Raw genomic sequence first — 13,944 nt, forward strand, 5'->3', positions numbered from 1 at the left:
GACCGTCACCACACGACGAGCGACGTTGACCGCCTCCCGGTTCCTGTTCAGCAGCCACGGGCCCAGTTCGCCGCCAGGCCCGTGTGGGCGCCCCCCGAAGGCGTCTCGACAGAGCATCAGGAGTGCGGTGGGCACAGAAAGATGAAGGCGTGGACCAGCCGGCCAGGCGGCTGAAAAGCCGTGCACAACCATTCCGCAGGTCACGGCCCAACGCGCTCCGCGCCCACCTGTCAGCTTTCTCACATCCTCCCCTTATTCTGCCCGGCATGAAAGACCGCGCCGCCGTGCTGCTTGCCTTTTCCCTGCTGTTCAGCGTGGCGGGAGCCTACACCGTGAAGAAGGGCGACACGCTGTACTCGATTGCGCGGGCCAACAACACCAGTGTCAACTCCATCATCCGCCTGAACAACCTGAAGGGCACCACGCTGGAAATCGGGCAGGAGTTGCGGATTCCCGGCGTGGCCCCTACCTCCAGCACGCCGGCCACCAGCAAGACCGCCCTGCCCGCGCCGCTGCCCGCCGAGCAGCTCACGCCCACCGCGCCCACCTCCAGCATTGCGGGCGTGACCGTGCGGGTGCCGCAGAGCCTGCGAATGGGCGAGGCGTTCGTGGTGCAGCTGTCGGGGGCGCGGGCCGGGCAGGCCACCGTGCGCTTTCCCAGCGAAGTGGGCGAGGACGTGCGGATGCCGAACGAGGTCCTGAAACCCATCGGCGCGGCGGGCGAGTACATGGTCCTGGGGCGCGTGGTGCTGGGCAAGACGACCCCGGTGGTGTACGAGGTGACGCTGGGCGGCGAGCTGATCCGGGGGCGCATTCCGGTGGTGGGCCTGGACCAGCCGATCCAGCACCTGAACCTGCCGCAGCGCGTCAGCGGCGTGTTGCAGGACCCCGGCAAGGCCGCCGAGGACGCCGCCGTGGACAAGGCGTACACGCTGCGGACCCCGCAGGTGTGGACCCGGCCCTTTGCCCCGGCGCTGGCGAAGGCCAAGGCCACCAGCAGCAGCTTCGGGCAGCCGCGCACCTACGTGCCGGGGGGTGAGGTGGCCTACCACTTCGGCACCGACTACCCGGCCCCGGTGGGCACCCCCGTGCTGGCGGTCAACGACGGCAAGGTCATTCTGGCCGGCAAGTACCCGGTGCGCGGCGGGCTGGTCCTGATCGACCACGGCGCGGGCGTGACCAGCCTGTATTTCCACCAGAGCAAGATCGCGGTCAAGCCCGGTCAGGTGGTGAAACGCGGCCAGAAACTGGGCGAGGTGGGCACCACGGGCCTGAGCGCCGGGCCACACCTGCACCTGGAAATGCGGGTGCGCGGCGAGGGCACCAATCCGGCCAACTGGGTGGACCGCCTGTGGCCCAAATAGGCGGCGGCACTGAAGAAGTGGCGGGGCCGAGCTGCTACCCTGACCGTCATGCCTGAGCTTCCCTCCCGCCCCATTCCCACGCTGGACGAGCTGAACCGCCAGGGCGAGGGCAAGCTGCCCGGATTGATCGGCATCCGTTTCACGCACGCCGAGCGCGGGCTGATCCGCTCCGAACTGACGCTGCGGGACGAGCTGCTGGCCCCAAACGGTTTTCTGCACGCGGCGAGCGTGGTGGCGCTGGCCGATACCAGTTGCGGCTACGGCACGCGGCTGCTGCTGCCCGAGGGGGCCAGCGGCTTTACCACGATTGAACTCAAGAGCAACCACCTGGGCACGGCGCGCGAGGGCACGGTCACCTGCGAGGCCAGAAGCGTCCACGCCGGGCGCACCACCCAGGTCTGGGACGCCGAGGTGCGCGGGCCGGGGGGCAAGGTCATGGCGCTGTTCCGCTGCACACAGGCGGTGCTGTATGCGAAGTAAGTCCAGCGGGGCCATGCCTGCCGAGCCTCTGGCCTGAGATGCCCAGCGCCGCGCCTTTTCTCCGCCATCCTGACCCGCTGACCCGCGAAATCGCGAGGGGGTACGCGGGGGGCGCGTTCTTAATGGACAACGGCGACGGCGTGCAGTGGTACAGCGTGCCGGGCCGGGCGCTGGTCCCGTTGACGGAAGAGGCCGGCCTGCACATCGCGCGCCGGTTGCGCCGCGAACTGCCGCGTTTCGAGGTCCGCGTGGACACCGCGTTCGACGATGTCCTGGAGGGCTGCCGGGGCCGCCTGCCAGGGGCGCCAGAGCGCGACGGCGAGTGGATCAGCCCGGAACTGACGGACCTGTATGGGCACTTGCACCAGACCGGACTGGCCCATTCCTTCGAAGTCTGGCAGAGCGGCGAGCTGGCCGGGGGCATTCTGGGACTGGCGCTGGGCGGCGCGTTCATCGCCGAGAGCAAGTTTCACCGGGTCACCAATGCCAGCAAGGTGGCGGTGATTCGTCTGGCCGAACACGTGCGGGCCAGGGGTTTCACGCTGCTGGACGCCCAGATTCAGAACCCGCATCTGGAAACGCTGGGGGTCTATGAGGTGTCGGACGAGGAGTACGCGCCGTTGCTCGCGGCGGCGCTGAAGGTGAACGCGGCGTTGTAGAGGGCGCGGCTCTGTCCTCTGCGACTAGAGCATTTGTCCGAATTGCTGCATCAGAAAAAAGACTTCTGATGCCTCCATTCTCCCAATTGCTCAGCAAAATTCACTCACTCCGTTCGGTCAAAAGCAAACAGCACTTTTGACCAATGCTCTAACGGGCTAGATCAACCGCCCCCCGCCCCTCCCGCGCGGCTTACCCTGCGGGCATGAGCGCCCCTGCCTCCACTGACCGGACCCCGCAAGTGCTGCGCGTGCTGATCTGCGACGAGATGAACCCCGGCCTTCTGGACCATGACGGGTTCCAGATCGACTACGCGGGCAATATGGACCGCAGTGAAACGCTGCGCCGTCTGCCCGAATACGACGCGCTGATCACGAGGAGTCGCACCAAGGTGGACCGCGAGCTGATCGACGCCGCCGGGCCGCGCCTGAAGGTGATCGGGCGCGGCGGCGTGGGCGTCGACAACATCGATCTGGAGTACGCCAGCCTGCGCGGGCTGCTGGTGCTGAACGCGCCCGAAAGCAACAACGTGTCGGCGGCGGAACTGGCCGTGATGCACCTGATGGCGGCGGCGCGTGGCCTGACGCGCAGTGACCGCAAGACCCGCGCGGGCGAATGGGACCGCAAATTCCTGGGGCTGGAGCTCAAGGACCGCACGCTGGGCATCGTGGGTCTGGGCCGCATCGGCAGCATGGTGGCAGACCGCGCGCAGGGCCTCCGCATGAACGTGGTGGCCTACGATCCCTACGTGCCCGAGAGTAAATTCGAGCGCCTGGGCGTGACCCGCGCCGCCTCGCTGGACGAGCTGCTGGGTCAGGTGGACTTCCTGACCGTCCACACCCCGCTGACCGAGGAAACCACGGGCATGATCGGCGCGCGTGAACTGGCGCTGCTGAAGCCCGACGCCATCGTGGTCAACGCGGCGCGCGGCGGCATCATCGAAGAGCAGGCGCTGGTGGACGCCCTGCACAGCGGGCATCTGTTCGGGGCCGGGGTGGACGTGTTCGTGGACGAGCCGCCCACGGCGGACCACATTTTCCTGGGGGCGCCGAATCTGGGCATCACCGCCCATCTGGGGGCCAACACCCGCGAGGCCCAGGAGCGCGTGGGCGCCGAAATCGTCTCGCGCGTGCTGGCCGCCCTGCACGGCGACGTGAGCAAGGGCGCGGTGAACGCCCCGGCGCTGGACCCCAAGACGCTGGAGGCCCTGGGCGGTTACCTGGACCTGGGCGAGAAACTGGGCCGCATCCAGGCGCAGCTGTTGCCCGGCGCCTACGACATCGAGGTCACGTTCCGGGGCGAATTCCCGGTGGACCCGGCCCCGGTGGTCTCCAGCGTGCTGGTGGGCTACCTGTCGGGCAGCACCGACGAGCGCCCCAACATGATCAACGCCCGCGCACTGGCGAAGGAACGCGGCCTGAATCTGGCGGTGCGCGAGCAGACCGACAGCCCCGACTACCAGACCGAGGTGATCGTCAAGGTCAGCACCCAGGGACCAGCACAGGGGCCGGACAAGGCCCGCACCCGCACGGTGGGCGGCACGGTGTTTGGCCGCAGCCCGCGCCTGACCCGCCTGCGCGACTACCGCGTGGAGCTGGAACCCGAAGGCTACATCCTGATCGCCAGCAACCAGGACAAGCCGGGAGCGGTGGCGCAGCTCAGCACGCTGCTGGGCACCTGGGGCGTGAACATCGCGGGAATGGCGTTGGGGCGCGCCGCGCGGGGCGGGGAGGCCCTGTTTACGCTGACGCTGGACGAGGGCCTGAGCGCCGAGCAACTGCGGGCCGTCCGCGATCTGGACGTGATCGACAGCGCCTACCTCGTGCGGGTGTAGCGCAGGCCCTGGCTTCAAGCCCTCCGCGACCAGCAAAAAAGCGGTTGGCAAAAAAATGCCCCCCGGCCGAGTGTGGCCGGGGGGTACTTCTGGCTCGCGGGTTTACTTCGCGTCGGCGTAGCGCCGGGCCACTTCATCCCAGTTGACGACGTTCCAGAAGGCTTCCAGGTAGTCGGGACGCTTGTTCTGGTAGTTCAGGTAGTAGGCGTGTTCCCACACGTCCACGCCCAGGATCGGGGTGCCGCTCGTCCCGGAGATGGCCTCGCCCATCAGGGGGCTGTCCTGGTTGGCGGTGCTGACCACAGCCAGCTTGCCGTTCTGCACGACCAGCCACGCCCAGCCGCTGCCGAAGCGGGTCTTGGCGGCGTCCTCGAACTTCTTCTTGAAGTCGTCGAAGGAACCGAAGGCGTCATTGATGGCGGTCATCAGCTCGCCGCCCGGCTGCGTGCTGCCCTGCGGGCCCATCACGGTCCAGAACAGGCTGTGGTTGGCGTGGCCGCCCGCGTTGTTGCGCAGCGCCGTCTTCTTGTCGGCGGGCACGCTGTCGAGCCTGGTGATCAGTTCCTCGACGGGCAGGTCGGCGAACTCGGTGCCTTCCAGCGCCTTGTTGGCGTTGTCCACGTAGGCCTGGTGGTGCTTGTCATGGTGGATTTCCATGGTGCGGGCGTCGATGTGGGGGGCCAGGGCGTCGTAAGCGTAGGGCAGGGGGGGAACTTGGTAAGCCATAACAATCTCTCTCCTTACAAGGCAAAGCCGGAGACGCGCACGGTGCGCGCACTCCCTTCGCAAAAACCTCCCTCAGCTTACGCCACGGCCTCAATTCCCGGAACACCATGAAGCTTTAGGTGATCCTAAAATGAGAGGGGGTGTTCAGATTGACCGGCAGGCAGCCAGAAACGCCCAGGGCCGCTTTGCTCTAGCATGGGCCGCGTATGCGTTCCCCCTTGCCCCGCGCCGTGCTGACCCGTCTGGAAACGGGACGGGTGGTGGTGCTCAGCGTGCTGGTGGGGGCGCTGGTGGGCGGCCTAAGCATTCTGCTGCGCCTGCTGCTGGAGGCGGTTCTGGGGCTGGGCGCCCTGATCACGGGCTACGCCCCTCCCGGCACCCCCGGCGAGGGCGGGCTGCTGATGGCCTTCGGGGACGCGCTGCCCTGGGGCCTGCTGGCGTTGCCGGTGGTGGGAGCGCTGTACAGCTGGCTGGTGCCTGCGGCGGCGGGCGACGCGCTGGGGCAGCTGGTGCGCGGCTACCATGCCCGCGGGCAGTGGCCCACGCCCCTCGTTCAGTTCCGCACGCTGCTGGGCACGGTGCTGGCCTACGGTACGGGTCTGCTGGTGGGCCGGGACTCGGCCTTCACGGTCACCGGACAACTGGGCACGCGGCTGCTGGGCCGCTTCACGCGGCTGGACGCAGTAGAGACCCGCACGCTGACCCTGGCCGGGGCGGCGGCGGCGCTGGGGGCCGTGCTGCACGCGCCGCTGGCCGCCGCCGTCCTGATCGCCGAGGTGCTGTACCGCCGCTTCGAATTCGAGTTCGAGGTGGTCATGCCGTGCGTGCTGGCCGCCGTGGCCGGGACGGCGGTGTACGGGCTGGCCTTCGGCTTCACGCCGCTGCTGAGCGTGCCGGTGCTGGGAGTTCCGTCTTCGGCCCAGCTTCCGGCCTTGCTGGGGGTGGCGCTGGCCGCCACGCTGGCCGGGTGGCTGTCGCTGCTGGCGGTGCGCGTCGTGCCCGAAAGCTGGGCGGGTGGCCGCCTGCGCCCGCTGCTGGGCGGACTGTTCGGGCTGACGACGGCGGCCGTCGCCGTTTACGGCACCCCCGCCGTGCTGGGCGACGGCAGCGGCTGGGTGCAGCTGGGCGTCTCGGATTTCGTGGGGGCGGACGGCGGCGTGGCGGGTGCGTGGCGCTGGCTGCTGCTGGCGCTGGGGGCGCGGCTGGCCTTCGGGGGCGGCGTGTTGCCCTCGGTGGGGGTGGGCGGGCTGCTGGGCGCGGGGCTGGGCAGCGTGCTGGGCGTGGACCCGGCGCTGTCTACCCTGGTCGGGCTGGTGGCCTACCTGACCGTGACCCTGAACGTGCCGCTGGCCGCCGCGCTGCTGGCGGTGGCCTGGGGCGGCGAGGCGCTGCTGCCCAGCGCGCTGGTGGCCGCCGGGCTGGCCCACGCCCTGAGCGGCACCGGCGGCCTGGTGCCGGGCCAGGTCGAGTCCCGTGCCCAGAGCGGCGTGCATCAGGGCGGGCCGGGGCTGGTGGGCGGTCTGGCGCAGCTGCCCGACTCGGTGCGCTTCATCCCGCGCCGCGCCCCTGACCCGTCGGTGGAGGCTGTCCAGGATGCGCCGGCCGTCCGCTATGACGGGCCGCCCGCCGCCGCTGCCGAGACCCCCACCGAACCCCCTTCCAGTGAACGCGAACTGTACCGCCGGGGCGTGCCGCCCAGCTGGCGCGGCGCCCGCCTCAAGCTGCTGAGCCTGCCGCCAGGGGTGGAGGTGGTGGGGCTGGTGCGTGACGGCACGGTGCGGCTGCCCCACCCCGAAGTGCGCCTGACACCCGACGACGAGTTGGTCTTTCTGGCCCGTCCGGACGCCTATGCCGCGCTGGAGGGTCTGCTGAGGTTGCCCGGAGCCTGAGCTGCTGAGCTGAGCAAAACCGGTGCCCGACCCTGCACGGCTCCTGGGGACCGCCGGACTTGAGCGCTACAGCTGGTACTGCAGCAAAGCGTCCGCCGCGACGGCACTGTGTTTCTGCTCCCAGACCAGATCGCGCAGCACCCAGCCGCTGCCGGGAAAGCGCAGGCCCAGCCGCAGTTCGTCCAGCAGATAGTCGCGCACGTCGCGCTGGGGCAGGCCCGCCCCGGTGGCCTCGCCCAGCGTGCGCTTGCCGTTCAGGTGGCGGGCCACCGGGTGCGTCCGGGCGCGCGGCCCGGTGGGTTGCAGCCTCAGCCGGTGCCATTCGTAGCGGTCCAGGGGCCGCAGCCGCCCCTGCTTCATGGCCCCCACGACCAGCTGGGCCGCCTGAAACACCGGAATGTCCAGCTCCCTGGCTGCGCCGCGCACCGAGCCGCCGCCCTGGCCCTCAAAGGGGAACAGGTCGCCCTGAAAGCAGCGGCTGGGGCTGCCGATGACCTCGCAGATCTTTTCCCACTCGTCGCTGACGCGCGCCCAGTCGGTGGTCAGGTGCCCGTACGGCCCCAGCGGCGTTCCGGCCACTGGACGGCGCGCGAAGTCGAAGGTGCCGCTGTCCGGCAGCAGCGGACTGGCGTACAGCGCGTCCAGCCCCATCCAGTCGAGGATCCCGCCCGAGATGATCTCACCGGACACGAAGGTGACGGTGTACGGCACGTCGGCCTGAACGTCCAGCACCCCGGTCTGCCGGGTGGTGTGAATCAGCTCCAGAATGCCCAGCAGCGGAAGGTCCTCAAGAAGTCCCTGCATGAATATGAGCAACGTAGCACCGGGCGTCTTACCGGAGTCACACATTTGCGGGCCGCGCCCAGCTTTATCAAGGCGGCGGCGCGTCGGCCGCGAGGTCCAGCCACGCCGCGCCCAGCTGATCCGAGACGTCGGTGGCGATCAGGCCGTAGCCGTGCGTGCTGGCGGCGCGTTCGCCCGCGCGGGCGTGCAGCCGCACCCCGGCCACACCGGCGTCGGCGGCACTCAGTCCCTGTCCCAGCAGCGCCGCCAGAATGCCCGACAGCGTGTCCCCCATACCCCCGGAAGCCATGCCGGGATGCCCGCCGCGTGACACGCTCAGCGCGCCCGCCGACGCGACGACGCTGGGGCCGCCCTTGAGAACCACCGTGCCGCCCAGCAGGGTCTGCAGGCGCCGCGCCGCGGCCAGCGGATCACGGGTGACGTCTGCCGTGCGGGTGCCCAGCAGCCGCGCCGCCTCGCCGGGATGCGGGGTCCACAGGCATTCGGGGTGGCCTTGACCGGCCAGTTCGGGGTGCAGGGCGTCGGCGTCCAGCACGGTGGGGATGCCCCAGGTCAGCACCTCGCGGGCCACCCGCACGGCCTCCGGCCCCAGGCCCATGCCCAGCGCTACAGCGTCCGGCAGACCCACCGCCCGCAGCGCGGGCAGGGCCTGATCCCAGTCCACGTGCCGCTGAACCATCAGCTCAGGCGTCACCAGGGGCACCTCGGCCAGCGAATGCACCGTGACCAGCCCCGCCCCGGCCCGCAGCGCCCCCAGTCCCGCCAGCGCCGCCGCCCCCACCGTGCCGGGATGCCCGCCCACGATCCAGACCCGCCCCGCCGTGCCCTTGTGCGCGCCTGAGGTGCGAACGGGCAGCCGCGCCGCCACCGCCGCGTCGTCGGGGCGGGTGGCAAAAGCTTCCTCGCGCACCCACCCCGGCGGCACGCGCAGCGGCACCAGCGTCACCCGGCCCGCCCGCGTGGCCGCCTCGCCGAACAGCAGGGCCGTCTTAAGGCCCATCAGGGTCACGGTCACGTCGGCGCGCACGCTGGGCTCCGGCTCCTGCGCGCTCGCAGCCTCTACCCCACTGGGCACGTCGATGGACAGCACCGGCACACCCGCACGGCGGGTAGCGTTCAGCGCCCCGATCAGCTCGGCCAGGGCCGGACGCAGCGGCGGCACGAAGCCGGTGCCCAGCAGACCGTCCACCAGCACCCCGGCGGAAGCGGCGGCGCGGCGCAGGGCCGCCACCTGGAGGGGCCGCACCTCCCCGCCCACGGCCCGCAGGCGACGGCGGTTCAGCCGGGTCAGCGGATGCTTGCCGGGCTGCGCCAGCACCCGCACCGTCCGGCCCAGCGCCAGCAGCTGCCGGGCAACCACCAGCGCGTCGCCCCCGTTGGCCCCGCCGCCCGCCAGCACCAGGACCGGGCCGTCCGGAAACGAGGCCTGCACGGCGTCAGCCACCGCGCGCCCGGCCTCCTCCATTGTCAGGTCCAGCAGCCCGGCACGCTCCAGACGGGCGTCCACCCGCCGCGCGCCCTCGGGACTCAGGATGAATTCGCTCATGCCCGCTTATAGCGCACCGGCCCGTGGGTCACTTCAAGCCCTGGCCCGGCTGTGTCGCCGGACGCCGGCTTCAGGTCACCGCGCCGCGCAGGGCCAGGAACAGCACCAGAATCACCACCGCGAGCAGCACCCAGCGCAGGCCCCTGAACAGCGGATTGCCCGCGAACTGCGCCTTGACCTCGGCGTCGGCGTCCTCCTTGGAGCGCTTCATGCCCAGCCGCTGCCCACGGCGGATCGAGCGCACCGCCTCGCCCATCTTTCCCTGGCGGCGCAGCGCCACGCCCAGGTTGTGGTGGCCGCCGTCGTACTCGGGATTCAGGCGAATCACCTCGCGGTAACGGGCCTCGGCCCCCGCATGGTCCCCGCTCTCGATGTCCAGATTGCCCAGGTTGGTCAGCGCGCGGTAGTGGCCTGGATCGGCCTCCAGCGCCGTCTCGAACAGCGCCCTGGCCCCGGCGCTCTCGCCCTGCAACGCCAGCAACACGCCCTGAATGTTCAGCGCCTCGGCCCGCGTCAGCGGCTGGGCCAGCGCCGGGGCCAGGCCGGCGGCCAGCACCTCCGGATCCGGCTCCTTCAGGTGGGCGGTCAGGGCGTCCAGCGCCGCGCCCAGGGCGTCCGGATCGGCGGCGCGGCGCAGCACGCTCAGTTCGGCGGCGTCACCGCTCCCAGCCAGCGCCTCGCGGTAGTCGGTCAGCGCCCGCCGGGCCGAGGGGTAACGCCGCGCCCGCACCGTTTCCTGAAAACGGAACACTGTCTCCAGCGCCTCTTGCAGGTTGGGGTCCGCCGCGTTCAGGCGCGAGACGGCCAGCGCCCGGCGCCACTCGCCGGCACGGATGACCTCGCCCAGATCGGGCAGGGCGGCGGGATCGGCGGCGGACGGCTCGGCTGGCCTGGAACGAGAACGGACGGGATCAGACACGGCACCGATGATAGGCCGGAACAGGCGGGGCGAGGGGTGCGGGCTTCGCATTCCGGGCGGCGCGCAGACCGGCGCCGCCGCGTCAGGCTGGCCAGCAAGCGGTCACCGGACAGTTGCCACCCGCCCACTGTGGCAGCATGGCGGGCGTGAATCCTTCCTTTCTCCCCCGCACCGCCCTGATCACCGGGCTGGTCATCGGTGCGCTGAATATCGTGTTCGGCGGCCTGGAATACGGCTTTGCCCGCCTGCCGATCTGGTTCTATCTGGTGCAGCTGCTGCTGATTCCGGCCATGCTGGTGCCCATGTTCTACTTTCCGCAGGCCGCCGTCGCGCGCGACTTCCTGCGCCGCGCCGCGTACTTCGCGATGGGCTGGGCGGTGCCGTTCGCCATCTACAAGTTCTCGCTGGACGTGCTGAACCCCAATTTCAGCCCCGCCGCCTCCCTGCTCAGCTACCTGTTCGTGATCGCCGCCTTCTCGCTGATCATGGCCGCCGTCCGCAAACCCGTCAAATAACGCCGGATGAGATGCAGACGTGGGTCAGAGGCTGTCTCTGACCCACGTTTATTGGGCGTGTTTTGCAGCGGCTTCTCAGCTCGGCCCCACCTCGTACACCGCCTGCCACGGCTTGTAGACCGTGCTGGTCTTGTCGGTGCGGACGCCGCTGGCATCCTTGATGGTGCGCGTGATGTACAGGCTGAAGCCGTCGGCGGCCCAGTCCACCTGCCGGGTGGTGCCGGGGCGCAGTTTGGGATTGACCACGTATTTGGGGGCCGGGTGCGGCGTGCGCGACAGGATCACGGCGGGACTGACCGTGACCTTGCGCGCCTGCTTGACCCCCCAGACCTGCACGTCCAGGGTGCTGGCCGCGTCGTCGTTGACGGTCCTGATCAGCAGCGGGCCGCCCGTGTCGTTGCCAAACTTAAGATCCAGACCCGGATCGTAGACGGCGGCCTCGAAGCCCACCTGCGGCTCGTAGTAGCCGACGCGGTAGCTGTGCTGGTTGCGCTCCTCCACCGGCAGGCCCGCGCCGTATAACGCGCGGAACACGGTGGTGCTGACCTGACACACGCCGCCGCCCAGCCCGTCCACCGTGCGCCCGCCGCTGATGATCAGTCCGCCTACAAACCCGTTGTCGGCGGTGATCCCGCCCAGGGCGTCCAGAAAGCTGAAGGTGCCGCCCACGGGCACCACGGCGCCGTTGATCTTGGCGGCGGCATTGGCCACGTTGGTGCGGCGCTCGGGGCTGCTGCCGTAGTAGGTGCTGACCCCGGTGTGGATCAGGCTCAGCTTGCTGGCGTCGGGCAGTTGCGCCTCGGTCAACTCCGGCCGCACCTTCTTGGAGGCGAACACCATGCTGGTCTTGGCCGGGTCCAGCACCGTGGCCCGGAAAGCCGCGTAGGCCGACTGCTGGGTCACGCGCCCCGCCTGCTCGGGCACCTTGACCGGCTTGTCGCCCTTGAACGCGAAGCGGGCGTTCTGCGCGGGCTGATCGATGAAGTCCGTCAGCAGGGCGAAGGCGCGTTTGATGGCCGCCTCGTCGGCCACGATGCCCTGCGGCCTGACCCAGTACAGGTTGGCCACCTGCAGCGGCGTCAGCACGCCCTTGCGCGCCGTGCCGGCCAGCGTCGCCCCGAACGGCCGCATCAGCGCGTTGCCCTGGTCCACGTAGCCCTGCAGGACGTCGGCGGTGTACTGCGCCCTGGACTCCCGGACTGGAATCTGGAGGGTGGTGGCGGTGGGCGCGGCGGCGTAGACCGTGGCGGCGGCGGCGGCATCGTACTGGCGGCCCGGCGCGTCCCTGACCGTCACGGCGTACCGGAGCTTCTGTTTGTCGAAGGCGACGGCGGCGTTCCTGGGCGGCGCGTTCAGGCTGGCGGTCAGGGTGGTCAGCGCCGCCTTTGCCAAAGCAGGATCGACGGCGGCGATCAGCGGAAAGTTCTGCGGCTGCGGCTGGCCGAGCATGCCCTGAACGCGCTCCAGCAGGGTGCGGGCGGCGCTGACCTTCTCGGCGGCGGCCACGCTGGTCTCGGCGTCGGCGTGCCAGCCCAGTTGATCGGCCCCCAGCGTCCACGACTGCTTCCCGGCGGTCACGGTGACCTGCGGGGGCGTGGCGGCGCGCTCGCCGAGGGCGGCGATGGCCTGCTCACGGGTCAGCCCGCCCACATCCACGCCCGCCACACTCAGGCCCGGCGCCAGCTTCTCGTCGGAGCTCGCCGCCACGCCCATCGCCAGTGCCCCGCCCAGCAGCACCGTCGCCGTTACCCCCATCAACCAGAACTTCACGGGTTCAGTGTAAGGAACTTCACCGTGGAGGGTCTGAGGGATTTTCACACTCTGCCGCGCGTCCTTGCGCCGCCGGGCGCGTTCGCCTCACATGGACATGCAAAAAGGCTGGAGGCCACGTCTACGGACGTGACCTCCAGTCCCCAGCAGTGGGGGATTACTCGCTCTGCTTTTCCTCAGCCTGGGCCGCCAGCTCGGCCTGCCGCTCGGCCCGCGGGTTGACGCTGCCCAGCACCCGTGTGAAAGCGTCCACCACGCTGTCGATCTGCTCCTTCGTGATCGTGATCGGCGGCAGGAAACGCACCACCAGCGGCGTGGCCTGCAACGCCAGCACGCCCTCATCGTGTTCCAGGGCGGTGATGTACGGCGCGCTCTTCTCCTTGAGTTCCACCCCGATCATCAGGCCCATGCCGCGCACCTCACGGATCTTGGACGAGTCGATGGCGCGCAGCCGCTCCATGAAGTACGCGCCCTTCTCGCGGGCCTGCTCGGCCATGCCCTCGCGCTTCATGGCGCGGATGGCGGCGATGCCAGCGGCCATGCTCAGCGGGTTGCCGCCGAAAGTGGTGCCGTGGCCGCCGGCAGGCATGCGGTCGGCCACCTCGGCGGTCATCACGAAGGCGCCGATGGGCACGCCCCCGGCCATCGCCTTGGCCAGCGTCATGCCGTCGGGGGTCACGCCGAAGTGTTCGGTGGCGAACATCTTGCCGGTGCGGCAGAAGCCGGTCTGGATCTCGTCCATGATCAGGAGCGCGCCCTTCTCTTTGGTAATCCGGCGGGCTTCCTGAATGAATTCCATCGTGCCGGGGCGCACGCCGCCCTCGCCCTGCACGGGTTCCAGGATCACGGCCGCCGTCTGATCGGTCACGGCGGCGCGCAGTTCCTCGATGTTGCCGTAGGTCACGAAGTCCACGTTCTTGTTGTCCACGGCGTCGCCGAAGGGTTCGCGGTACTTGGGTTCCCAGGTCAGGGCCAGCGCGCCCAGGCTGCGCCCGGAAAAGCCGCGCTTCATGCTCACGAAGCGCTGGCGGCCCGTGCCGGTGATGGCGAACTTCTTGGCCGCCTCCATCGCCTCGGTGCCGGAGTTGCACAGAAACACGCGCTCCAGCCCCTGGGGCAGCACGCCCACAAGTTCCTGCAGGAATTCGGCGCGCTTGTCGTTGGGCACGCTCTGGGGCATGATCATCAGCTTGCCCGCCTGCTCCTGGATGGCCTTGACCACGTCCGGGTGGCTGTGACCGATGTTGGCGACGCCGTAGCCGGCCACGCAGTCGATGTACGAGCGCCCGTTCTCGTCCCAGACCGTGGCGCCCAGGCCGCGCACCATCACGACTTCATGCTTGTTGTACACGCCACTGTCGTACTTGAGTTCGGCGTCCAGCCACTTGCTGTGGGGCTTGCTTTCAGGGGTTGCAGTCATACAGTCCTCCGTTTGCCTCA

Annotated in this window: 12 protein-coding genes; 6 read left to right on the plus strand and 6 right to left on the minus strand. The window is 70.0% G+C overall.

Annotated elements, in window-relative coordinates:
* Positions 1–266: 266 nt before the first annotated feature.
* The 4 genes from FHR04_RS04565 (at position 267) to serA (ending at position 4,335) form a co-directional block, all read left to right on the plus strand.
* Positions 267–1,364: a LysM peptidoglycan-binding domain-containing M23 family metallopeptidase gene (locus FHR04_RS04565; RefSeq protein WP_139401163.1), complete on the plus strand. Its 1,098-nt coding sequence runs from the start codon at positions 267–269 to the stop codon at positions 1,362–1,364.
* Between the two features lie 48 nt (positions 1,365–1,412).
* Positions 1,413–1,844, plus strand: coding sequence for a PaaI family thioesterase (locus FHR04_RS04570; RefSeq protein WP_170213853.1), 432 nt, complete (start codon positions 1,413–1,415; stop codon positions 1,842–1,844).
* A gap of 38 nt (positions 1,845–1,882) precedes the next feature.
* Positions 1,883–2,503: a leucyl/phenylalanyl-tRNA--protein transferase gene (gene aat, locus FHR04_RS04575; RefSeq protein ID WP_139401165.1), complete on the plus strand. Its 621-nt coding sequence runs from the start codon at positions 1,883–1,885 to the stop codon at positions 2,501–2,503.
* A 203-nt stretch (positions 2,504–2,706) separates the two neighbouring features.
* Positions 2,707–4,335, plus strand: coding sequence for a phosphoglycerate dehydrogenase (serA, locus tag FHR04_RS04580; RefSeq protein ID WP_139401167.1), 1,629 nt, complete (start codon positions 2,707–2,709; stop codon positions 4,333–4,335).
* Between the two features lie 102 nt (positions 4,336–4,437).
* Here serA and sodA read toward each other — a convergent pair whose 3' ends face one another.
* Positions 4,438–5,061 carry a superoxide dismutase [Mn] gene (gene sodA, locus FHR04_RS04585; protein WP_139401169.1) on the minus strand — a complete coding sequence of 208 codons (624 nt, stop codon included), beginning with the start codon at positions 5,059–5,061 and terminating at the stop codon, positions 4,438–4,440.
* Between the two features lie 206 nt (positions 5,062–5,267).
* On the opposite strand from sodA, the gene FHR04_RS04590 reads away from it, so the two are divergent.
* A complete protein-coding gene (locus FHR04_RS04590) occupies positions 5,268–6,950 on the plus strand; it encodes a chloride channel protein (RefSeq protein WP_139401171.1) in 1,683 nt (560 codons plus the stop codon).
* A gap of 66 nt (positions 6,951–7,016) precedes the next feature.
* Here FHR04_RS04590 and FHR04_RS04595 read toward each other — a convergent pair whose 3' ends face one another.
* The 3 genes from FHR04_RS04595 to FHR04_RS04605 form a co-directional block, all read right to left on the minus strand.
* Entirely contained in the window at positions 7,017–7,754 is a 738-nt protein-coding gene (locus FHR04_RS04595; protein ID WP_052195435.1) for a DUF4388 domain-containing protein, read from the minus strand.
* 67 nt (positions 7,755–7,821) lie between these two features.
* Entirely contained in the window at positions 7,822–9,300 is a 1,479-nt protein-coding gene (locus FHR04_RS04600) for an NAD(P)H-hydrate dehydratase (protein WP_139401173.1), read from the minus strand.
* 70 nt (positions 9,301–9,370) lie between these two features.
* The gene (locus FHR04_RS04605; protein WP_139401174.1) at positions 9,371–10,219 is read right to left on the minus strand and encodes a tetratricopeptide repeat protein; all 849 of its coding nucleotides are present in this window, start codon (positions 10,217–10,219) and stop codon (positions 9,371–9,373) included.
* Positions 10,220–10,365: 146 nt separating this feature from the next.
* On the opposite strand from FHR04_RS04605, the gene FHR04_RS04610 reads away from it, so the two are divergent.
* Entirely contained in the window at positions 10,366–10,734 is a 369-nt protein-coding gene (locus FHR04_RS04610) for a hypothetical protein (RefSeq protein WP_139401176.1), read from the plus strand.
* Positions 10,735–10,809: 75 nt separating this feature from the next.
* On the opposite strand, the gene FHR04_RS04615 is transcribed toward FHR04_RS04610, so the two are convergent.
* Positions 10,810–12,504: a VanW family protein gene (locus tag FHR04_RS04615; protein WP_139401178.1), complete on the minus strand. Its 1,695-nt coding sequence runs from the start codon at positions 12,502–12,504 to the stop codon at positions 10,810–10,812.
* Between the two features lie 157 nt (positions 12,505–12,661).
* Positions 12,662–13,924, minus strand: a complete 1,263-nt coding sequence (locus FHR04_RS04620) for an aspartate aminotransferase family protein (protein ID WP_139401180.1) — start codon at positions 13,922–13,924, stop codon at positions 12,662–12,664.
* Positions 13,925–13,944 lie beyond the last annotated feature (20 nt).

The organism is Deinococcus radiopugnans ATCC 19172 (assembly GCF_006335125.1).
GTDB classification, from domain to species: Bacteria; Deinococcota; Deinococci; order Deinococcales; family Deinococcaceae; genus Deinococcus; species Deinococcus radiopugnans.